The sequence below is a fragment of the Streptomyces sp. NPDC050528 genome, assembly GCF_044457795.1.
Lineage (GTDB): Bacteria > Actinomycetota > Actinomycetes > Streptomycetales > Streptomycetaceae > Streptomyces.
This window is the reverse complement of the sequence record NZ_JBITHH010000016.1, coordinates 192,609-212,707: the sequence shown is the minus strand read 5'-3', so window position 1 is coordinate 212,707 and position 20,099 is coordinate 192,609. Positions and strand designations below refer to the sequence as shown.

The 20,099-nt window shown below is 68.6% G+C and carries 23 protein-coding genes and 1 pseudogene; 16 read left to right on the top strand and 8 right to left on the bottom strand.

The window, feature by feature from the left end:
• Window positions 1-170: 170 nt before the first annotated feature.
• Genes ACIBK4_RS42615 through ACIBK4_RS42605 form a run of 3 tightly spaced genes read right to left on the bottom strand, consistent with a single transcriptional unit; the run spans window position 171 to window position 4,789 of the window.
• The gene (locus tag ACIBK4_RS42615; protein ID WP_399004163.1) at window positions 171-2,177 is read right to left on the bottom strand and encodes a dipeptide/oligopeptide/nickel ABC transporter permease/ATP-binding protein; all 2,007 of its coding nucleotides are present in this window, start codon (window positions 2,175-2,177) and stop codon (window positions 171-173) included.
• Window positions 2,177-3,136, bottom strand: a complete 960-nt coding sequence (locus ACIBK4_RS42610) for an ABC transporter permease (RefSeq protein WP_399004161.1) — start codon at window positions 3,134-3,136, stop codon at window positions 2,177-2,179. Before ACIBK4_RS42610 ends, ACIBK4_RS42615 begins: the two co-directional genes overlap by 1 nt.
• A gap of 18 nt (window positions 3,137-3,154) precedes the next feature.
• On the bottom strand, window positions 3,155-4,789 hold the full coding sequence (locus ACIBK4_RS42605) for an ABC transporter substrate-binding protein (protein WP_399004159.1): 1,635 nt from the start codon (window positions 4,787-4,789) through the stop codon (window positions 3,155-3,157).
• Between the two features lie 212 nt (window positions 4,790-5,001).
• On the opposite strand from ACIBK4_RS42605, the gene ACIBK4_RS42600 reads away from it, so the two are divergent.
• Window positions 5,002-5,715 (top strand): FadR/GntR family transcriptional regulator, encoded by a 714-nt coding sequence (locus tag ACIBK4_RS42600; protein ID WP_399004157.1) that lies wholly within the window; start codon window positions 5,002-5,004, stop codon window positions 5,713-5,715.
• A gap of 48 nt (window positions 5,716-5,763) precedes the next feature.
• On the opposite strand, the gene ACIBK4_RS42595 is transcribed toward ACIBK4_RS42600, so the two are convergent.
• On the bottom strand, window positions 5,764-6,186 hold the full coding sequence (locus tag ACIBK4_RS42595; RefSeq protein WP_399004155.1) for an ester cyclase: 423 nt from the start codon (window positions 6,184-6,186) through the stop codon (window positions 5,764-5,766).
• Window positions 6,187-6,293: 107 nt separating this feature from the next.
• Between ACIBK4_RS42595 and ACIBK4_RS42590 the strand changes: the two genes are divergently transcribed.
• On the top strand, window positions 6,294-6,908 hold the full coding sequence (locus tag ACIBK4_RS42590; protein ID WP_399004153.1) for a TetR/AcrR family transcriptional regulator: 615 nt from the start codon (window positions 6,294-6,296) through the stop codon (window positions 6,906-6,908).
• Entirely contained in the window at window positions 6,901-7,374 is a 474-nt protein-coding gene (locus tag ACIBK4_RS42585) for a protein-tyrosine phosphatase family protein (protein ID WP_399004150.1), read from the top strand. Before ACIBK4_RS42590 ends, ACIBK4_RS42585 begins: the two co-directional genes overlap by 8 nt.
• Here the strand turns inward: ACIBK4_RS42585 and ACIBK4_RS42580 are convergent.
• Window positions 7,348-7,920: a class I SAM-dependent methyltransferase gene (locus ACIBK4_RS42580; protein WP_399004148.1), complete on the bottom strand. Its 573-nt coding sequence runs from the start codon at window positions 7,918-7,920 to the stop codon at window positions 7,348-7,350. The two genes, ACIBK4_RS42585 and ACIBK4_RS42580, sit on opposite strands and share 27 nt — an antisense overlap.
• Window positions 7,921-8,036: 116 nt before the next feature.
• Between ACIBK4_RS42580 and ACIBK4_RS42575 the strand changes: the two are divergent.
• Together ACIBK4_RS42575 and ACIBK4_RS42570 are read left to right on the top strand one after the other, a co-directional pair.
• Window positions 8,037-8,210: pseudogene (locus ACIBK4_RS42575) on the top strand (AraC family transcriptional regulator); the annotation flags it as partial.
• A gap of 167 nt (window positions 8,211-8,377) precedes the next feature.
• Window positions 8,378-8,584, top strand: coding sequence for a helix-turn-helix transcriptional regulator (locus ACIBK4_RS42570; protein ID WP_399004146.1), 207 nt, complete (start codon window positions 8,378-8,380; stop codon window positions 8,582-8,584).
• A 17-nt stretch (window positions 8,585-8,601) separates the two neighbouring features.
• Here ACIBK4_RS42570 and bla read toward each other — a convergent pair whose 3' ends face one another.
• On the bottom strand, window positions 8,602-9,465 hold the full coding sequence (gene bla / locus ACIBK4_RS42565; protein WP_399004256.1) for a class A beta-lactamase: 864 nt from the start codon (window positions 9,463-9,465) through the stop codon (window positions 8,602-8,604).
• 237 nt (window positions 9,466-9,702) lie between these two features.
• Here bla and ACIBK4_RS42560 point away from each other — a divergent pair, with 237 nt between their 5' ends.
• A complete protein-coding gene (locus ACIBK4_RS42560; RefSeq protein ID WP_399004144.1) occupies window positions 9,703-10,902 on the top strand; it encodes an abortive phage infection protein in 1,200 nt (399 codons plus the stop codon).
• Here the strand turns inward: ACIBK4_RS42560 and ACIBK4_RS42555 are convergent.
• The gene (locus ACIBK4_RS42555; RefSeq protein WP_399004254.1) at window positions 10,854-11,258 is read right to left on the bottom strand and encodes a GNAT family N-acetyltransferase; all 405 of its coding nucleotides are present in this window, start codon (window positions 11,256-11,258) and stop codon (window positions 10,854-10,856) included. The genes ACIBK4_RS42560 and ACIBK4_RS42555 overlap by 49 nt on opposite strands.
• Between ACIBK4_RS42555 and ACIBK4_RS42550 the strand changes: the two genes are divergently transcribed.
• The 10 genes from ACIBK4_RS42550 to ACIBK4_RS42505 all read left to right on the top strand — a co-directional run bounded on the left by ACIBK4_RS42550 (window position 11,181) and on the right by ACIBK4_RS42505 (window position 19,666).
• Window positions 11,181-11,423 carry a hypothetical protein gene (locus ACIBK4_RS42550; RefSeq protein WP_399004264.1) on the top strand — a complete coding sequence of 81 codons (243 nt, stop codon included), beginning with the start codon at window positions 11,181-11,183 and terminating at the stop codon, window positions 11,421-11,423. The genes ACIBK4_RS42555 and ACIBK4_RS42550 overlap by 78 nt on opposite strands.
• A 64-nt stretch (window positions 11,424-11,487) precedes the next feature.
• A complete protein-coding gene (locus ACIBK4_RS42545; RefSeq protein ID WP_399004142.1) occupies window positions 11,488-12,240 on the top strand; it encodes an SCO2525 family SAM-dependent methyltransferase in 753 nt (250 codons plus the stop codon).
• A 19-nt stretch (window positions 12,241-12,259) separates the two neighbouring features.
• On the top strand, window positions 12,260-14,101 hold the full coding sequence (locus ACIBK4_RS42540; RefSeq protein WP_399004140.1) for an SCO2524 family protein: 1,842 nt from the start codon (window positions 12,260-12,262) through the stop codon (window positions 14,099-14,101).
• Window positions 14,102-14,104: 3 nt separating this feature from the next.
• Window positions 14,105-15,022: an SCO2523 family variant P-loop protein gene (locus ACIBK4_RS42535; protein WP_399004138.1), complete on the top strand. Its 918-nt coding sequence runs from the start codon at window positions 14,105-14,107 to the stop codon at window positions 15,020-15,022.
• Window positions 15,019-15,921: a hypothetical protein gene (locus ACIBK4_RS42530; RefSeq protein ID WP_399004136.1), complete on the top strand. Its 903-nt coding sequence runs from the start codon at window positions 15,019-15,021 to the stop codon at window positions 15,919-15,921. Before ACIBK4_RS42535 ends, ACIBK4_RS42530 begins: the two co-directional genes overlap by 4 nt.
• A 289-nt stretch (window positions 15,922-16,210) precedes the next feature.
• Window positions 16,211-16,600 (top strand): VOC family protein, encoded by a 390-nt coding sequence (locus ACIBK4_RS42525; protein ID WP_399004134.1) that lies wholly within the window; start codon window positions 16,211-16,213, stop codon window positions 16,598-16,600.
• A 592-nt stretch (window positions 16,601-17,192) separates the two neighbouring features.
• Window positions 17,193-17,408, top strand: coding sequence for a hypothetical protein (locus ACIBK4_RS42520; protein ID WP_043676597.1), 216 nt, complete (start codon window positions 17,193-17,195; stop codon window positions 17,406-17,408).
• Between the two features lie 41 nt (window positions 17,409-17,449).
• Entirely contained in the window at window positions 17,450-18,199 is a 750-nt protein-coding gene (gene recO, locus ACIBK4_RS42515; protein WP_399004132.1) for a DNA repair protein RecO, read from the top strand.
• Between the two features lie 51 nt (window positions 18,200-18,250).
• Window positions 18,251-19,102, top strand: coding sequence for an isoprenyl transferase (locus ACIBK4_RS42510; protein WP_033284651.1), 852 nt, complete (start codon window positions 18,251-18,253; stop codon window positions 19,100-19,102).
• Between the two features lie 24 nt (window positions 19,103-19,126).
• On the top strand, window positions 19,127-19,666 hold the full coding sequence (locus ACIBK4_RS42505; RefSeq protein WP_399004130.1) for a YcxB family protein: 540 nt from the start codon (window positions 19,127-19,129) through the stop codon (window positions 19,664-19,666).
• On the opposite strand, the gene ACIBK4_RS42500 is transcribed toward ACIBK4_RS42505, so the two are convergent.
• Window positions 19,663-20,082, bottom strand: a complete 420-nt coding sequence (locus ACIBK4_RS42500) for a Fur family transcriptional regulator (protein WP_399004128.1) — start codon at window positions 20,080-20,082, stop codon at window positions 19,663-19,665. The two genes, ACIBK4_RS42505 and ACIBK4_RS42500, sit on opposite strands and share 4 nt — an antisense overlap.
• Window positions 20,083-20,099: the final 17 nt, after the last annotated feature.

Here is a 20,099-nt window from a genome sequence, read left to right as displayed (position 1 = left end):
CGCGGGGCTGTATCGATATGCGGCTCTGCCGCGCGGGCGCGACCAGCTCCGCCAACGCGCACTGTTCACCCCGCCCCACCCCCACGCCTTAAGGGGCGCGGGGAACTGCGCGACCAGCCCCCACGCGCCCGCACCCCGCACACAACCCAAACCACCCACCCCCAACCCGCTCACGTAACCGCCCCGCTCTCCGTAGTCACCAGATCGATCGCCGGGTGATGACACGCCGCCGTATGCGTACGCGGCCCGACCAGATCCGGCGCCGTCGTACGGCAAACGTCGCTCGCCAACGGACACCGGTCCGCAAACCGGCACCCCGCCGGGAAGTCCGCGGGGGAGGGCACGACCCCCTTGATCTGGGTCATCCGCTCGGCCGCCGACTCCAGAGACAGCACGCTGCCGAGCAGACCCCGCGTGTAGTGATGAGCCGGCGACTCCACCAGATCGGCGGTCACCCCCGTCTCCACGATCTGCCCGCCGTACATCACCACCACCCGATCGGTGACGTCGGCGATCAACGCGAGATCGTGCGACACGAGGATCAACGCGAACCCCAACTCCGCACGCAGCCGCAGCAGCAGCTCTATGACCTGAGCCTGCACGGTGACGTCCAGCGCAGTCGTCGGCTCGTCGGCGACGATCAGCTTCGGGTCGCGGGACAACGCCATGGCGATCAGCACACGTTGGCGCTGACCGCCGGAGAGCTCGTGCGGGTAACTGCGCAGGGTGCGCTCCGGATCGAGCCCGACCATCGTCAGCAACTCGCCCGCCCCACGGTGCCCACCACGCCGTATCACCTGCTTGAGCTGCGCACGGATCGTCATCGCCGGGTTCAGGGACGACAGCGCGTCCTGATACACCATCGCCATCTCGTGACCCAGCAACCTGCGCCGCACCCGCATCGGCTCGCCCACCAACTGCCGCTGGTCGAACCGGACATGGCCCCGAACCCGCGCCCCCTTCGGCTCCAGCCCCATCACCGCGAGCGCCGTCAGCGACTTCCCGCAGCCCGACTCGCCCACCAGGCCCAGGACTTCACCCGGCCGCACCTCGAAACTGATGCCGTCGACGATGTCCACCCCGTGGTGCCGGCCCTCGAAGCCGATCGCCAAGTTCTCGACGGCCAGGACCGGTTGGCCATCCGGGTCGGGCAACGGCCGTGCACGCGAACGGAGTCGGAGCGCCGCCTCCGTCAGACCGGGAAGCGGGAGCACCTCGCCGCTGCCCGGCTCCGGCGCGTCGAGCGGGTCCTCGTCGGGCCGTACGTCCACCTCGCGCGCGGCCGGCGCCGCCCACGCGTCCGAGACGCCCTCGGACAGTATGTTCAGCGAGAGGACCGTGATCAGCATCAGCAGACCGGGGAAGACCGTCGCCCACCAACCCCCGGTCAGCACCATGTTCTTGCCGTCCGCGATGACACTGCCCCACGACGGGTCCGGGGGCCGTACGCCCGCGCCGATGAACGACAGCGACGCCTCGAAGACGATCGCCTCCGCCACCTGCACCGTGCAGAACACCAGGATCGGAGCAGCGCAGTTGACGGCCACGTGCCGGATCACGATGTGCGGGGTGCGGGCGCCGATCACCCGTTCCGCGGTGACGTAGTCCTCTCCGTACTGGTCAAGTACGTTGGCCCGTACGACCCTTGCGACCGGCGGGGTGAACAGGAACGCGATCGCGCAGATCAGTACGGTGATCCCGCCGCCGAACACCGCGACCAAGACCGCCGCCAGCGCGATGCCGGGGAACGCCATCACCACGTCCAGGCAGCGCATCAGCGTCTCGTCCACGCCCTTGCGGGAGGTCGCCGCGACCGCGCCGATCAGCGCGCCGACGACCAGGGCCAGCGCGGTCGCCCCGAGCCCGATCGCGAGGGACCAACGGGCGCCGTACATCAGCCTGCTGAGGATGTCCCGGCCCAGGCTGTCCTGGCCCATCCAGTGGCCGGCGGAGGGGTGTCCGGTGCCGTCGACGGGGAGTTGCTGGTCCAGCGGGTCGTGCGGGGCGATGAGGGGCGCGAACAACGCGACCAGCACCACGACCGCCAGGAAGCCCACCGCGACCTTCGACAGGACCGGCAGCCGGCGCCAGCCGCGCAGCCGGATGCCGGGCCGGGACAGGGTCTCGGCGAGGCCCTTGCGGGAGAACTGGGGGAACTGGGGGAACTGAGTGGGCATCAGGAGGCTTCCCTCAGGCGGGGGTTGACCAGCAGGTAGAGGATGTCGATGACGAGGTTCACGACGACGAACCCGGTCGCCGTCGTGAGCACCACGCCCTGGACGACGGCCGGGTCGCCGTTCTGCACGGCGTCGATCATCAACTTGCCCATCCCGGGGAGGGAGAAGATGGTCTCGATGACGACCGCACCGCCGAGCAGGTATCCAACGCGCAGGCCCAGCACGGTGAGTGGGTTCATCAGCGCGTTGCGGAGCACGTTCCGGCCGACCACCACCCGGGGTGGCAGACCGCTGCCGATCGCCGTCCGGACGTAGTCCTTGTCCAGTTCCTCGACGACGGATGTCCTTACGATGCGCGTGAGTTGGGCCGCCACCGGAAGGGAGAGGGCCAGCGCCGGGAGGGCCATCGTCTTGAGCCAGCCGGTGAGGGAGTCCGCCGGGTTGATGTAGCCGCCGGTCGGGAACCAGCCCCGGTCCACCGCCAGATACTGGATCATCAGCAGCGCCAGCCAGAAGCCGGGCGCGGCGACCCCGGTCAGCGACACGACCCGGATGATCTGGTCGGGCAGCCGGTCCCGGTAGATCGCCGCCGTCACCCCGCCGAGCAGCGACAGCACCATCGCGATCGCCAGCCCCAGGAAGGTGAGTTGAAGGGTGAGCGGCAGTGCGGTGGTGACCTGCTGGACGACCGGTGCCCGGGTCAGCGCGCTGGTGCCCATGTCACCGTGGAGGAGTGCGCCCACGAAATGGACGTAGCGCACGGGCAGCGGATCGAGCAGGCCGTTGCGCATGCGGAAGTCGTGCAGTTGCTGCGGGGTCGGGTTGGCGCCCTGGAAGAACGCGGACGCCGGGTCGACGTCCGAGAAGCGCATCACCACGAACACGAACAGCACGATGCCGAGCATCAGCGGAACGAGCAGGACGATACGGCGGGCCAGAATCCTGAGGACGGTGACCATGGTCCAACTCCCGTACGGTCAGACCCACTTGGCCTGGAGGACGTTGATGCCGGGGTAGGGCTGCGCCCTTATCCCCGCCAGCTTCTTCGGATCCCAGGCGGTCATCAGCTCGTTGTGGACGACCGGGTAGAGCACGGCCTGTTCGGCGACGGTGTCGATGTAGTCCTGGATCATCGTCTTCTTCTTCGCCGCGTCCGGTTCCCGGGTGGCCTGGTCCATGTCCCTGAAGAGCTGCTTGGCGACGGGGTTCCCGGCCCAACGGGCGTAGCCCATCCAGAGGTTCTGCGGGCCGTAGTTGTAGTGCATGATCAGGTCCGCGTCGAGGCCGAACTGGTTGGGGTTGGAAGCGGCGGCGACCACTTGGTAGTCCTGCTTCTGGTCCATCTTGGTGAAGACGGCCGTGGTCTCCTGCGGGGCCAGCGTCGTCTTCACGCCGATCGCGTCCCAGGACGCCTTGATGGTCGGCAGGCAGTCGACGATCCAACTCACGTTCACCGCAAGGATGTTGATCTTCAGCCCGCTGACCCCGGCCGCCTTCAGCAGCGCCTTCGCCTTGTCGGGGTCGTAGTCGTAGACCGTCTTCGCGCGCCGGTAGGCCGGGTTGCCCTCGTTGAGGAACGACGAGGACGGCTTTCCGTGTCCGCGCAGGGCGACTTGGACCATCTTTCCGGTGTCGATCGCGTAGTGCAGCGCCTGGCGGACCCGTACGTCGTCGAAGGGTTTGTGCTGGGTGTTGAACATCAGAAACAGGTTGTTCATCCCGGCCCCGCCCGCGACCGTCATCCCGCCGCTCCGCAGCCGCTGGATGTTGGCGTAGGGGATGTTGTCGGCGATCTGCGCGCCCGCGCTCGACCCGGAGATCTTGGCGACGCGCGGTGCCGCGTCGACGATCGTCAGCCAGTTCATCGTCTTGAAGGCGGGCGGGCGCGGGCCGTTGTAGTCGGCGAACGCGGCGAAGGTCGTATTGGACTTGGGGTGGTGCGCGGTCTGCTTGTACGGCCCCGAGCCGACCGCCTTGCCCTTGATCGCGTCGTCCCAGGCGCCGGGCTGGGAGAAGACGTGCTTCGGCATGATCTTCGCGAGCGTGAGCCGTGAAACCCCTTCCGGGAAGGGGAACTTGAGGACCAGCTCGACGTTCTGCGCGTCGATCTTCCGGACCTCCTTCAGCCAGCCGGCGAAGAAGCCCTGCGCGAGGGTCGCCGTCTTCGGGTCGAGGATGCGGTCGAAGACGAACACGACGTCGTCGGCGGTGACCGGCTGCCCGTCGTGGAACTTCGCGCCCGCGCGCAGCGTGAACTTCCACGAGGTGCCGCTGGTGTCCTTCGGCACGGCGGTCGCCAGCGCCGGGTAGGGCGCGCGGGTGATCGGATCGGTGTCGATCAGCCCCTCGTAGATGTGGTTGTTGCCGGCCATGGCGAACGCCGACGCCGTCTGCGTCGGATCCCAGCTGCCGTCGTTGCCGTAGCCGATCACCGCGGTCAGCGTCCGGTTCTTGCCGGTGCCCCCGCCGCCGGTGTCGTTCGTCGACTGCGGCCCCGACGAACAGGCCGTCAGGGACGAGGAGATCGCGGCCGCGGCGCCCAGCGCGCCGGAGTACTTCAGGAACGCCCGGCGGTGCAGCGCGGGCACGTTCTGGGTCACGTCTTCGCGCATGGTTACTCCAGGAGGTACGACGTCCTACGTCCTGCGGTCAGCGCGACCATAAGAGCGGCCGTGGGGGCGGTCAAGGCATCGCACACGAATGGCGTAGCCGTCAGAGGTCGGACCAATGGCGGTTTGAAAACGCGTGGGAATGGCGCAAGTTGACACCCCGCCGGGGTGCGCCGAGGTCAGACATGGGACGTGGGACGTCTGATGCGGCTACGATGCGGCGCATGTCCGGGGAGCCAAGGAACAGTCGGATTCAGCGCGAGATCGTCCAGCTGATCCTCGACCGCAAGCTCCAGCCCGGTGCGCCCCTGCCCACCGAGGCCGAGCTGATGGACGACCTCGGCATCAGCAGAAACTCCGTCCGCGAGGCCCTCAAGGCGCTCCAGGCCCTCGACATCGTCGAGATCAGACACGGCTACGGCACCTACGTCGGCCGCGCCTCGCTGACGCCGCTCGTCGACGGGCTCACATTCCGTACACTCACCCGGCACGAGGACGACGCGGACGCGCTGGCCGAGGTCCTCCAGGTGCGCGAGGTGCTGGAGGAAGGCCTGATTCATCGGGTCGTTGCCACCGTCACCGAGCCGGAACTGGACAGACTCGAAGCGGTGGTGACCCGGATGGAGGACGCGGGCCGCGCCGGCCGGCCCTTCCCCGAACTCGACCGGGAATTCCACGAGTTGCTCTACGCCTCGCTCGGCAATGAACTCGTCCCCCAACTCCTCGGCGCCTTCTGGACGGTGTTCCGCCGGGTCGCCGGCGCCCGCGGCTGGACCGACGACCCGGCCCCCGAACTCACCGTCCGCCGCCACCGCGACATCGTGACCGCGCTGCGCGCCCGCGATGTCGAGGGCGCGCAGCGCGCGATGGCGGACCACTTCCGCGGCATCGAGGCGCGCGCGGCGCAGGAGTCACGGGGAGTGGGCTGACCTTCGGCCGGACGGCGTCCGACTCTCTGTCGGGTCCCTGAACTGTGCTCAGGGAGCGGTGAGTTGGGCCACGATCGACGCCCCGTCCAGCCAGACGTTCTCGCGCGAGATCTTGCCGTCCGTGAACTCGAAGACGTGCAGCATCCGGAAGGTGATCCGGCGGTTGTTGCCGGGGACGCCCAGCAGTGAGCCGGGGACCGTGCAGGTGATCAGGTCCTCGACGGTCGCCGCGTTCTCCGAGTAGTAGGTGTGGGTGCGCTCGGACTTCTCGGTGCGCAGATCCTTCACCAGCTGCTCGTAGCGCTCCTGCGCGGCCGGGATGCCGACCGCCGGGCCGCCGGGCCAGCCGACGGCGTCATGCTCGATGTCGTCGGTGTAGACGGACACCGCCGCCGCCGGGTCCCCGTGTTCCTCGGCGAGCATGTGCGTGCCGATCAGTACTTCCATTTCCGCCGGTGTGATGGAGCCCATCGAGCTCCTCCTCTCGTCGCGCCGCGTGCCGGTCCAGCCCGCGACCCCCGTTGGTGAGACGGATATACTGTAATAAGAAAATTTTCTCACGACAAGAAGGAATTCGCATGCCCGAGGGCCGCAGCAGACAGAAGTTGCGCACGCGCCGCGCGCTGATCGAGGCTGCGGGCGCCCTGATTCGCGAGGGCAGGGCAGTCACGATCGCCGAAGCGGCGGAGACGGCCGAGGTCTCCCTGGCCACCGCGTACCGCTACTTCTCCAGCCCGCAGGAACTGCTCCAGGAGACCCAACTCCTCGTCCGCATCCCCGACGTCACCGCCGATCTGCCCGCCGACCCTGCCGAGCGCCTCGACACGTTGATCACGCGCGTCGCCGAGCTCCAGTTCGGTGACGAGGCCGTATGGCGGGCGCTGGTGCGGGCCGGCCTGGAACGCTGGTTCGCCCAGCGCGAGCACGTCCACGAGCACGGTGAACCGGAGATTCCCACCCGCAACCAGACCCGCCTCGGCCACACCCGCACCGCGCTCGAACCCCTCGCCGACACCCTCCCGCCCGAACTCCACCGCCGCCTGACCATGGCCGTCACCCTCGTCTACGGCGTCGAGGCGCTGATCGCGACCCGCGACGCCTGCGGACTCGACCCCGAGGAAGCGCAGGACGTGATGCGATGGGCGGCGAGCGCACTCCTGGAGAAGGCGATACGCGAGGCACCGGATGAGTGAGACACAGGACAACATGTGGGACGAGCGGAACACGGGTGTCCTACGACTCCCCTCCGGCCGCCTGATCCGAGGCCGCGCCCTGCGCCGACCACTCCCGGCCGACGGCCCGGTCCCGACGTACGGCGTGTATCTGCTGGGCAGCCCACCGCCCCAAGTCCCTTGGCAGGCAAGGTGGTTGCGCTGGCCGGACTTCCGGCTGCCCGCCGACCGCGCCGAGGCCCGCACGATCCTCACCGAGGCCTGGCGGCGGGCCCGTACCGAGCGCGTCGAGATCGCCTGCCTCGGCGGTCGGGGCCGCACCGGCACGGCACTCGCCTGCCTCGCGGTCCTCGACGGGGTGCCGCCGGGGGAGGCGGTCGCGTATGTCCGCGCGCACTACGACCGGCACGCGGTGGAGACGCCGTGGCAGCGGCGGTACGTACGGCGGTTCGGGGCGCCCTCAGGTTCGGCGGGCCCGGAAGCGTAGACGGCGGCTCTCCTGGTCCAGGTCCACCACCACGTCCGTGAAGCCGGCCCGCTCCAGCCGGGCCGGAAGCGTCGCCGGATCGAGGGTGTTCATCGTGTCCTGGAAGTGCAACACCCGGAATCGGAGGCTGGATTGGCTGTCGCTGCCCGCGAACGTGCCGCCGGGGCGCAGCACACGGAACGCCTCGGCGAAGATGCGGTCCTGGTGGGTGGTCGTGGGCACGTGGTGCAGCATCGTGAAGCAGACGACGGAGTCGAACGAGGCGTCGGGCAGCGGCAGTTCGGCCCCGTCCGCGTGGAGCACGGTGGCCCGGTCGCCCCACTGGGACTGGAGCGTGCGGGCGCTGTCGGCGTCGATCTCGGCGGCGGTGAGGTGGTCGACCTGGTCGACGAGGACACGGAGGTTGGCGCCGTAGCCGGGGCCGATCTCCAGGACGTCCGCGCCGAGTTCGACGTGTTCAAGGGCCCAGGGCAGGATGCGGTCCTTCGTCGTCTGCGCCCATCCCTCGGAGCTGCACAGCTTGCGGTGGGCTCGGTTCATCGGCATACGTCGACGCTAGGCGGGGCGGGTGGTTGTCCGCCACGGGCTGGGCTGTCGTGTCGTGGAACGGACAGCACGGTTGGCACCGGGGGAACGGGAGCCGTGGGGGTCACCGGTTCGACATGGCCATCCTCGTCGGCCAGTTCCCCAAGCCGCGCGGGACGGCCTCCGGCACGCACTGGCATCCCCTCCTCCAACTCGCCAGTTCCGAGCGGGGGTTGCTGCGAATCCGCAGCGAGCACGGAACGTGGCTGCTGCCACCGTCCCTGGCCCTGTGGATCCCGGCGAACGTCCGGCACGCCGCGGAGTCCGAGGGCGACGCCGTCATGCGCAGTGCGTACGTCGACCCGGCGCGCTGCCCGCACGTCGACTGGCGGGACCCTACGGGGATCTGCGGGCCCACCCGGCGGACGGGCGGGCCCTGGCGGAGTACGGCCGCCAAGTCGGCGCAAGCGCACGGACGTTGGCCCGCGTCTTCGTCGCCGAGACGGGTCTCGGGTTCGGGCAGTGGCGGGAACGGCTGCGGATGCAGGCCGCGTTGCCGTTCCTCGCCGAGGGGCTGCCGATCGAGGCGGTGGCGCGACGCGTGGGGTACGCCTCGGCGAGTTCCTTCACGGCGGCGTTCCACCGGGTGGTCGGGGTGACGCCGAGGCAGTACTTCCCGCGCTAGCGGTCATGGGGGGCGTGTTAGCTGACGGCTGCCGCCACCAACTCGGCGGTATTCGCGACCAGTTGGTTGTCGTACGGCGCGTCGGGCAGGGTCGGCTTCGTCGTCAGGACCGCGAGGACGACCGGGTCACCGGACTCCGTCCAGGCGATGCCTACGTCGTTGGCGGTGCCGTAGTCGCCGCTGCCGGTCTTGTCGGCGATCGTCCAGGTCGCGGGGAGCCCGGCGCGGAAACGGGCGGCGCTCGTCGTGTTGTTGAGCAGCCACGCGGTGAGCCGGTCGCGGTCGGGGCGGCGCAGGGCGTCGCCGAGGACGAGCCTGCCGTACAGGCCGGCGATCGCGCGCGGGCTGGTGGTGTCCGTGATCCGGTCCGGCTCGGCCGAGTTCAGCTCGGTCTCCCAGCGGTCGAGCCGGGTGACCCGGTCGCCGAGGGAACGGGCGAAGCGGGTGACGGCGGTGGGGCCGCCGAGTTCGCGCAGGATCAGGTTGCCGGCGCCGTTGTCGCTGTAGCGGATGGCCACGTCCGCGAGTTGCTCGACCGTCATGCCGGTGGCCAGGTGCGCCCGGGTCTGGTCGGAACCGTCGACCAGATCGGCCTCCGTGTAGTGCACGACCTTGTAGAGCACCTCGCCGTGCCGGTCCAGGTCCCGCAGGACGGCCGCGGCGGCGAGCGTCTTGAACACCGAGCACATCGGGAAGAGTTCGTCGGCGCGGTGCACGACGGTCTTCTTCGTGCCGAGGTGGTGCGCGAACACACCGACGCGGGCGCTGTGTTGATCCTCAAGGGCACGCAACTGGGCCGTGGTGCCTGTGCTGTCCGACGCCTGCGCGGAGGGGGCGCCGGCGAGGAGGGCCGTGGCGGTGGCGGCACCTGCGGTGAGCAGGGTGCGGCGGGTGGTGGTAGGGCTTGCGGAGGTCGTAGGGGTTGCAGGGGGTGTAGGGGTCGTAGGGGACTGTTCGGAGCCTGTGATCGCGCTCTCCTTTGTTCGGTCCGCGTCGACGTCCGGTCGATTTCCGTCAACGATCTCTCCAGTGACCGACGCGAGAGCTCATACCTTGGTTGCGTCGCCGTAGACCATCGGGCGACCCTGGGGCGGGCGCCGGATCGGCACAGTGGGCGCATGGTGAACACACAGGGGATCACGCGGGGGCAGTTCCTGACGGGGGCGCTGGCGTTCGGGGCGGCGGGGGCGCTGCTGCCGTCGGGACAGGCGACGGCACGGACACAGGCAAAGGCACGGGCACAGACGACGGCGCGGGCACAGGCGGCGTACGGGCGACGCGGCCTGCGCCGACACGGTGTCGTCTACACGGTCGGCGAGGGCGAGACCCCCGCCACCGCCTGGAACCCGCACCGCATGCGCGCCGATCTCCGCGCGATCCGCGACGAGTTGCACGCCGACACGGTCGATGTCACCGGCGACGGCGTCGACCGCCTCACCGCGACGGCCGCCGGGGCCGCCGAACTCGGCCTGCACATCTGGCTCCAGCCCACCCTCGCCGACGTCCCGGAGCGGGACATCCTCGAACACCTCGCGGAGACCGGCCGGTTCGCGGAACGCCTCCGGCGCCAGGGCGCGAGCGTCGACTTCAGCGTGGGCTGCGAGTTCTGGCTGTTCGTCCCCGGAATCGTGCCCGGCGCGACGGTCCTGGACCGCGTCCAGAACATTCTGAACGGCACGTTCGACCCGGTGAAGATGCAGCGCAGGCTAAACGCGTTCACCAAGAAGGCGGCAACGCTGGGCCGTTCCGTCTTCCACGGCAACCTCAGCTACGCAGCGGCCCAGGACGACGAGGTCGACTGGACCCTTTTCGACATCGTGGGCATCGACTACTACTCCTACTTCAGCCAACCGGCCGACTATGTGCGGGAGTTGAAGACCTACCAACGCTGGGGCAAGCCCGTGACCATCACCGAGTTCGGCACCTGCGCGTACAAGGGCGCCGAGAAGACGGCCGGCATGGGCTGGAACGTCGTCGACTACGACAAGGACCCGGAGGAGATCAAGGGCCACCTGATCCGCAGCGAACACACCCAAGCGGCGTACATGGTCGCCCTGTTGGAGATCTTCGAGTCGATGAACCTCTACGGCGCGATGGCCTTCGAGTTCGTCACCCCGGACGCACCGCACCGCGCCCACGACCCGCGCCACGACCTCGACATGGCGAGCTACTCGATCACCAAGACCATCAAGGACCGCCCCTACGACCCGAGTTCACCGTGGCACTGGGAACCGAAGGAGGCGTTCCACGCGCTGGCCCGGCACTACGGTCACAGGGCGAGTGTCATGAGAAGCCGGTGCTCGCCCGGCCCGAAGTAGTCCTTGGCCACTCCGTCCTCGGACGAGAACCCCAGCGTGCGGTACAGCGTGATCGCGGCGGTATTCGCCGGTTCCACCGTCAGCCGGACCTGGCGAACGCCCTCGGTGCGCAGTCGGCGTAGGACCTCGACCATCAGGCGTCGGCCCAGACCGTGTCCCCGCTGGTGGGGGATGATGGCGAGGCTCATGATCCAACTCACGTAGCCGTCAGAGGTGTTGACGAAGAAGACGTAGCCGAGGAGGCCCTCGCCGTCGTCGAGGACGAGGGTGCGGTCGACGTGTATCTCGATCAACTGTCGCAGGATGAACGGGGGATACGGATCCTCGGGGAAGGCATCCTTGTCGACTCGCAGCAACTCGGGCAGGTCGGCCTCGGTGGCAACCCTCAAGGTCAGTGGCCGGTCGCCGCGGTCAGCGAAGAATTTCTGGTCAGTGCGGCTGCCGGCGGATGGGAAACGCTGCTCGGGGAAAATGATCATTCCACCTCCCGTGGAATCTGGATCAATTATCCAGCCAGGTGATTGTCGTGACTCTGAAGTTGCTATCGTGGGTGGTGTGACCGCAAGTTCTTCAGGGGGTACGCGGGTGAAGAATTCGGATGTCGCCTGGGATTCGTTCGACTCGATCGCCTATGTTGATCACAACTATCGGGACCTGCAGGCGGAGGACGAAGAAATCCTGCACATTGTTCGGGATCATTTCGCCGATCATTTCCGGACGCAGGGCGTTGGTCCGATTCACGGTATTGACGTGGGCGCCGGCGCCAACCTCTATCCCGCGCTCTCCATGCTGCCCTGGTGTGACGGGATCACGCTCTTGGAGCGGTCGGCATCGAACGTGGCGTACCTCCGGGCGCAGCTCCATTCCTACTCCCGGAACTGGGACCAGTTCTGGGACGTCCTGACAGGGAACGAGACGTATGGCTCCTTCGCCGCCGATCCGCGTCAGCGGTTCCGCGAGGTCGTCCGGGTCGAGCAGGGCAACATCTTCGACCTTGATCGGTTCGCCGGCCGGTGGTCCGTGGGGACGATGTTCTTCGTCGCCGAGTCGATGACCTCCTCCTGCGACGAGTTCGCCCTGGGTGTGGAGCGCTTTATGTGCGCTCTGGCCCCCGGGGCCCCCTTCGTCGCCGCTTTCATGGAACACTCCAAGGGGTATCGCGCGGGAGAGCAGTTCTTCCCCGCGTGTGACGTGGGAGAGGACGAGGTGCGGGAGAGTATCGAACCATTCGCCGACGAGTTCAAGGTGCAGCGACTGAAATACGAGGCCGCGGTGAGGGAAGGCTATTCCGGAATGATTCTCTCCTATGGCTGGCGCGGCGGAATGACGGCAGAGTGACCTGCACGGGGGGCATGAAATGGAGATCAAGCCGCGCCAGCACCTGCTGGACATCTGGCAGGCGGTCGCCCGCCAGTCCTTCGACGGCGGTCGGTGGACGTGGGGCCCATGGGGCGGCCAGAGCAGCGTCGCCGACGCCGAGCGCCTGCTCTGCCTGCTGTACCCGGCGACCGAGCTGCCGTCGTTCCGGCTGGACGACCCCGACACCACACTGACCGACGTACAGCAGACGCTGAAGCGGGCCGGCGGACCGCTGGAGATTCCGGCCGCTCTCGTCACGGCCGCGGCGGAGTTCATGCGCACCCACACCGACGACAAGAGGCCCACGTTCGCGGGCGGTTACTACTTCCAGTCCCGGGACAAGGAGCAGGACCTCACCGAGGAGCAGCGCCAACTCGGCGTCACCGACTCGTTCTCCATGTCGATCACCCTCTGCCTCGCCCTGCTCGGCTTCCTCAAGGTCTACGAGACCAAGACCCGCCGCGGCGACATGCAGGACACGATCCGGGAGTTACGGATCGCGACCAGCAACCGGCTCACCGCCGCCATGGTGAGCCTGCTGCGGTCGTTCACGGTCGACGTCTACGACACCGACTCCTCCCAGGGCCAGACGCTCTGCGAACTCCTCGGCCAGGGGCAGTTGTCGCAGCGTCAGGTACTGGAGAAGTTCCAGCGGCGGTTCCGGCCGCTGCGTGCCGCCATCATCGAGAGCTTCATCCTCGGCCTCGACGTCCAGGAAGCCCTCAAGGACGAGAGCCAGCTCTTCGAATGCGGCTGGGCCTGGAGTCTGGTGCGGGACGCGCCCGAGGTGGAGACCGATGAGCCCATCGGAGCGCAGCCCGCCGGTGTAGCCAACCCGGTGCCGTACCTGTACTTCACCGTCGTCGCGCTCGACGGCATCCAGGACCTGTTCTCGGACCGCACCCTGACCCTCGGCCTGCTCAACGCCGAACAGCAGAAGCTCGCCGAGGCGTTGCGACTGCGCTGGGAGATCACCCAGCAGTACTGGTCGCGCATCGCCCGCTTCGACGGCGACCGTTGGCCCTTGGAGGACATCCCCTGGCGTACGACGGGACAGCGGCTGGAGTCGGAGTACTTCTCGCTCTCCGTCGCCGCGATCCTCGTGCACGACCTGATGCGGCGCCGGGCCACCGACAACGACCTGACCCGCACCGTCCACGTCATGGAGCGGCTCGCCGAACGCGGCCGTATCACCAGCCGGATGACACGCGACGACCCGATGATCCAGCTGCACAACCCGGGCGTCACCCTGCCCCTCTGGGGCGGCGGCACCATCGGCCCGCCGATGGACTGGACGATGACCGACTTCTCGGCCCAACTCCTCAAGCGCACGGTGCAGTTGTGCACGCTCTCCCGCAACCTCTCCGCGCACGACCGGCTGCTGAGGCTGGCCGAGGACACCTTCGGCCATGTGTGGCGGCGCCGTATCGGCGACGGAGAGGGCGTCGGCCTGTGGGACAACGTGCACGCCGTCTACCCCGAGACCGCCCTCACCGAGGGCCCGGTGTCCTGGAATATCACCGAGCGCGTCACCGAGGCGATGGTCCAGGTCCACAACATGTACGCGCAGCCACCGGTCCGCACCCTCGAACTCACCGAACTGGCACGGGCGTTGCTCAGCGAGTCCACGCACCTCCTGGGCAACGAGCAGACGGCGCCCGCGCCCAACGCCGACGGAAGACGCGGCACGCAACTCAGGGAAATCGAGGTCACGTTGCGCCGCGCCCGCGCCCTGGTCGACGAACAGCCGGGCACCACCTACGCGTTGACCCTCAACGTCCTGGGTCAGCTCGACGCACTCGCCCGGGCCCGCGAAGCAGCCACGAACCAGGGAGGGTGAGCCGTGCTGATCTTCGCGGCCTCCGACAAGGGAGGCGCGGGCCGCTCGGTGACCAGCGCCAACCTCGCCTACCAGCGCGCGCTGACCGGAGACGACGTCTGCTACCTGGACTTCGACTTCGGTTCGCCCACCGCCTCCGCCGTCTTCGACGTGCCCGACGCCCGCCAGGCCGCCGAGGACCGCGGCCTGCACTCGTACCTGATAGGCGAGGTCAGCGAACCCGTCCGCATCGACGTCTGGGCCGACACCGAACACCGCGTCCTGCGCAACCAGCCGCCCGGAGCGGGCCGGTTGATCCTCATGCCGGGCGACCTCAGCGGCGGCGAGTTCGCCACCTCCGGCGACAACCTGCACCGCTGCGTGGATCTCCTCCTGCGCCTCAACAGCGAGTTCGACCTGACCATCGTCGACCTCAGCGCCGGCCGCAGCTACGCCGTCGACATGGTCCTGGAGGCCACCGCGCAGCGGGCAATGAACGGCGTCCGGGCCCGCTGGCTGATCTTCCACCGCTGGACCCGCCAGCACGTCGAGGCCGCGGCGAACCTGGTCCACGGCAGGCGCGGCATTGTCGCCGGCGGCGTCGCCCGAGGCCACGACGAGCACACCCTGCGCACCGCCATCCGCTTCGTACGAACCGCCGTACCCGACCCCGACTCGCCCCTGTGGTCCCAGGCCACACCCACCCAGTCGGCATGGATGGACCGGTGCGACACCGATCTGAAGCACCTCGCCTCACACCACGGCATCGGCTACAGCCAGGTGCTCGGCTCGATCCCGCTGGAGCCGGTGCTGCAGTGGCGGGAGCAACTCATCACGGACGAGGACGTGTTGGACAGTCGGATCGCCACCATGGAGACCTGGCAGGCATTCAGCGATCTGGCGGCGCGGCTGACCGACGGCAAGTATTGGGAGGAGGCATGACGGCGCGAGAGGCGGAGTCCGTACCGCAGCCGCATCGGATCCAGTACAGGCCGCAGCTGTTCCGCAAGACGCTCTTCGCGATCCTGACAGGAGTCGTCGCCTTCCTCGTGATCGGCACACTGGACGAGGGCGGCGGCGGCCGGTGGCAGTGGACGATGGCCGTCGTCCTCGGCTGCGCGACCCTGATCGTGCAGCTGCTCGTGGGCTTCGGCGAGCGGTTGGAGGCCGTTCAGGAGAGCCAGAATCGGCGTATCCGGGAGCTGTACGGCAAGGTCGACGGCGCGGTGCCGCACTCCGACGAGGTGACCCGGCTGGTGCTGGGACACGCAAGAGTCGGGGAGCAGGGTGCGGACATCGTAAGAGCCTTCGCCGAGGAGGAGTTGGGCCGCCTGGCGCTGCTCATGGACCACCTTGGCAACGACACGGCCGACTGTGCCGGTGAGAACCACGAGTGGCTGATCGACCTCACCAAGTGCGCCCAACGGACGCTCTACGCCACCAGCACCTCCGTCGACCGCGACTTCTGGTCGAGCGAGCCTGCCCGGCGCTACCTCGCCGCACAGGAGGCGGCCATCAAGTCACGCGGGGTGCAGATCCGGCGTGTGTTCCTGGTCGACGAGGAGGCGGACGTCACCGCTAGCCTCCGTCAACTCTGCGAACGACAGCGGCAGTTCGGGATCGACGCGCGTATCGCAGTCAGGGCCTTGCTCGAACCGGCCGCCCAGACGGCCTCGTTGAACGACTTCGTCGTTTTCGACGGCGAACTCTGCTACGAGACCGAGCCGGATATTCGGGTGATGCCGGCCAAGACGACGCTGAAGATGACACGCGAGCACGTGGAGGAGCGGATCAACCGCTTCAACGTGCTGTGGGAGTCGAAGGAACACCAACAGCCTTGACCACCGCGGGCGTTCGTACGGTGCGGGCGTAGGTGCCGGGACATGGCCCTGGACGACACCATCGGCGCGGTACGGGTGGTGGCCGCCGGGGACGCGAAGTGCTGACACTGGTCGGCTCGGGGCTGTCCAACACGGAGATCGCGGCCGAGCCGCACATCCGGACGGTTAGGTCACGCGCGGTCAGCATGCCGTCAGGCTCTCCACCGCCGTACAGGGACGGAAAACTCTTCGACCGTGCTCGAATCGTCCAGTACGGTCGCGAGGTTGTTCTCACTGCTGGGAGGCTGTTGTGGCGTGTCGTATCGGTGAACTTGTGCTCGGTTGCCGTGATCCCGAGCTGCTGGCGCGGTTCTGGTGCGAGGTCCTGGGCTTCGTCGTGCTCGAAAGCGAGGAGGGCCAGTGGGCGGAGATCGGGACGCCCGAAGGGTTCGGCGGCCCGCATCCGACGATCTTCTTCAGCCGCCGGGACGAGCCCGAGCCGGGGAAGTCCCGGCTGCACATCGACGTCAACCCCACCGACCGCGACCAGGACGCCGAGCTCGAACGCCTGCTGGCGCTCGGCGCGCGCCGGGCCGAGATCGGTCAGACGGGGGAGGAACAGTGGCATGTGCTGGCCGACCCCGAGGGCAATGAGTTCTGCCTGCTCAAGGCCCGTATCAACCCGCTCCCCGGCCAGTAGGGCCGGCCCCAGCGGCCTGAGCGTGCGCAGGACCGCCTGACCCTCCCGTGACGACGACCGGGAGGGCGGGGTCCTTCAGGCAGGTCCTGGGCGAGATGCGCTACGGCCTCCCGGTCGCCCTCGGCCGGCGACGGGGCCCAGCACGGCAACCGCCGCCCCGTGCGCGAGAGTTCGTGGTAGTTCGTGCCAGAGCCGCCGGCGCGGGGCGGAGAGCAGCGCCCCTGTCCCCGCCTCCGGAGCCGGGAAGTTCGGACCGTACCGCCCGCCGTCACTCGAAAATCGGCGGCGGTTTTCGGAATCCCGTCAAACCGGTTGAGCGGCCCCCTCCGTGATTTCCGAATGGCCTGTTCGAATCGGCCGATAAAACTCCCGAGCCGTCGGCCGTGAACCATTGGCCAAGGCCAACACCCTTGTCCCGCCCCGCACTTGTCGTTGCGTGCCGTCGACAGACTCCTGCCGAGTGTAGGGGCGGAAGCGCGCCGTGAAGTGGAGAAGCGTGAAACTCGAAAAGGGAGGGGAGCCAGGTGTGGGCACACTGATCGGAGGCGAAGGACACCTTGATGGAATTGCGGGTTCGGGTGCGAGGAGAGCGATGAAACCGCCGGTCGGATCGGTCGCCATGGATACCCGTACCGGACGAGTGGGCATCGTCATGGGGCATGAGGGGCCTTATGTTCAGCTGCGCCCGTACGGCGGCGGGCGGGAGTGGGACGTCGAACCGGCCGCCGTGCGGGACGCGACCCCGGCCGAGCGGCTGAGCGCGGCCACCGCGTATGCGAACGCCCGCAGTCGCGGTGAGGTGCCTTGAGGCGTCGTGGCGCCACGGAGCCGTAGGGGACAATGGGCGGCATGAGTCTGTTCCGCGACGACGGCATCGTGCTGCGCACCCAGAAGCTGGGTGAGGCGGACCGGATCATCACGCTGCTCACCCGGGGGCACGGGCGGGTGCGCGCGGTGGCGCGTGGGGTGCGGCGGACCAAGTCGAAGTTCGGGGCGCGGCTGGAGCCCTTCTCGCATGTGGACGTCCAGTTCTTCGCGCGGGGCAGTGAACTGATCGGCCGCGGGCTGCCGTTGTGCACCCAGAGTGAGACCATCGCTCCGTACGGTGGCGGGATCGTCGCCGACTACGCCCGGTACACCGCCGGTACGGCGATGCTGGAGACGGCCGAGCGGTTCACCGATCACGAGGGCGAGCCCGCCGTACAGCAGTATCTGCTGCTGGTGGGCGGGCTGCGGACGCTGGCGGGCGGGGAGCATGCTCCGCATCTGATTCTTGATGCGTTTCTGCTGCGGTCGCTCGCCGTCAACGGGTACGCGCCAAGCTTCGGGGACTGCGCGAAGTGCGGGATGCCGGGGCCGAACCGGTTCTTCTCCGTGGCGTCGGGCGGGGTCGTCTGCGCCGACTGCCGGGTGGCCGGGAGCGTCGTACCCTCACCGCAGGCCCTGGAACTCCTCGGTGCGCTGCTTACGGGAGACTGGGAGACGGCGGACGCGTGCGAGGCGCGGCATGTGCGGGAGGGCAGCGGGCTGGTGTCCGCCTATCTGCACTGGCATCTGGAGCGCGGACTCCGTTCGCTGCGGTACGTGGAGAAGACGTAGCAGTCGTAGCAGTTGTAAGAGACAGCCAGAGGCAAGAGGAGCGAGAAGCACATGGCCGTACGCGGGATCCTGGGGCGCCAGCGGCGCGAGTACACGGCGCCGGAGCCGCACCCGTCCGGGGCCACCGCGCCGAAGCTGCCCGGTGAGCTGATCCCGAAGCACGTGGCGATCGTCATGGACGGCAACGGACGGTGGGCGAAGGAGCGGGGGCTGCCGCGCACCGAGGGCCACAAGGTCGGCGCCGAGCGGGTGTTGGACGTGCTGCAGGGCGGCGTCGAGATGGGCGTCGGCGCGATCTCCCTCTACGCCTTCTCCACCGAGAACTGGAAGCGCTCGCCCGACGAGGTGCGCTTCCTCATGAACTTCAACCGCGACTTCATCCGCAAGACCCGCGACACCCTCGACGAACTCGGCATCCGGGTGCGGTGGGTGGGCCGTATGCCCAAGCTGTGGCGGTCGGTCGCCAAGGAGCTCCAGATCGCGCAGGAGCAGACCAAGAACAATGACGCGCTGACTCTGTACTTCTGCATGAACTACGGCGGCCGGGCCGAAATCGCCGACGCGGCACGGGCGTTGGCCGAGGACGTGGCGGCGGGGCGGCTCGACCCGGCCAAGGTCGACGAGAAGACCTTCGCCAAGTACATGTACTACCCGGACATGCCCGAGGTCGACCTCTTCCTGCGCCCCAGCGGGGAACAGCGCACCTCCAACTACCTGATCTGGCAGAGCGCTTACGCCGAGATGGTCTTCCAGGACGTCCTCTGGCCGGACTTCGACCGCCGCGACCTGTGGCGCGCGTGCGTCGAATTCGCCCAGCGGGACCGGCGGTTCGGCGGCGCGGTGCCGAACGAGAAGCTGCTCGCGATGGAAGCGGCGATGCGGGGGCGGCCCGAGGAGGGCTAGGAACGGCGGCTACGATCCCGCCTCATGGACATGGGGCGGGATCCGCGGGACCTGACGGGGGAATCGGTCGAGCTGGTGTATCAGCTGACCGTCGAGGACTTCACGGCGGCGCTGAAAGCGCGCAGGCGGGTCAGCCGGTCGGGTCGAAGACAGCTGTGGATGTTCGGCGGCGCGGTCTTCTTCGCCCTCGTGGCGGTGGCGGTGTCACTGGCCGGTGGTGAGTCGGTGCCGCTTCCGCTGATCGCCGGTCTGATCATGGCCGTGCTGCTGCTGATGTTCCAACCCTGGCTCATGGCCCGTCAGTTCCATCGCCACACGGAGCGCCGGGGGGTGTTCCGCGCGACGGTCACGGACGTCGGGGTGTCGGTGGTCACCGACGACTCGTCGACCTCGATCAACTGGACCGTGCAGCCCCGCTACCGGGAGACGCCGGACGCGTTCTTCCTGTTCAGCTCCGACAAGAACGCCGTCGGTGTCACCCTCCTCCCGAAGCGCGGCCTGGCCGACCCGACCGACGCCGACCGACTGCGCGCGATCCTCGACGCGCACGCGCTCCGGGTCTAGCTCTTCGCGGCCGCCGCGCACTCCGCACAGGTCCCGAAGATCTCCACCGTGTGCGCCACATTCACGTACCCGTGCTCCGCCGCGATAGCCTCCGCCCACTTCTCGACCGCAGGCCCCTCCACCTCCACCGCCTTGCCGCAGACCCGGCACACCAGGTGGTGATGGTGGTCGCCCGTGGAGCAGCGGCGGTACACCGACTCGCCCTCGTCGGTGCGCAGGACGTCGACCTCGCCGGCGTCGGCGAGGTTCTGGAGGGTGCGGTAGACGGTGGTCAGGCCGACCGAGTCCCCCTTGTGCTTGAGCATGTCGTGGAGTTCCTGGGCGCTGCGGAACTCGTCGACCTCGTTGAGCGCCGCCGACACGGCGGCGCGCTGGCGGGTGGAGCGTCCCTTTACGGGCGGGCCGGCCGTCGTCACCGTTGCCTCCTCACGTC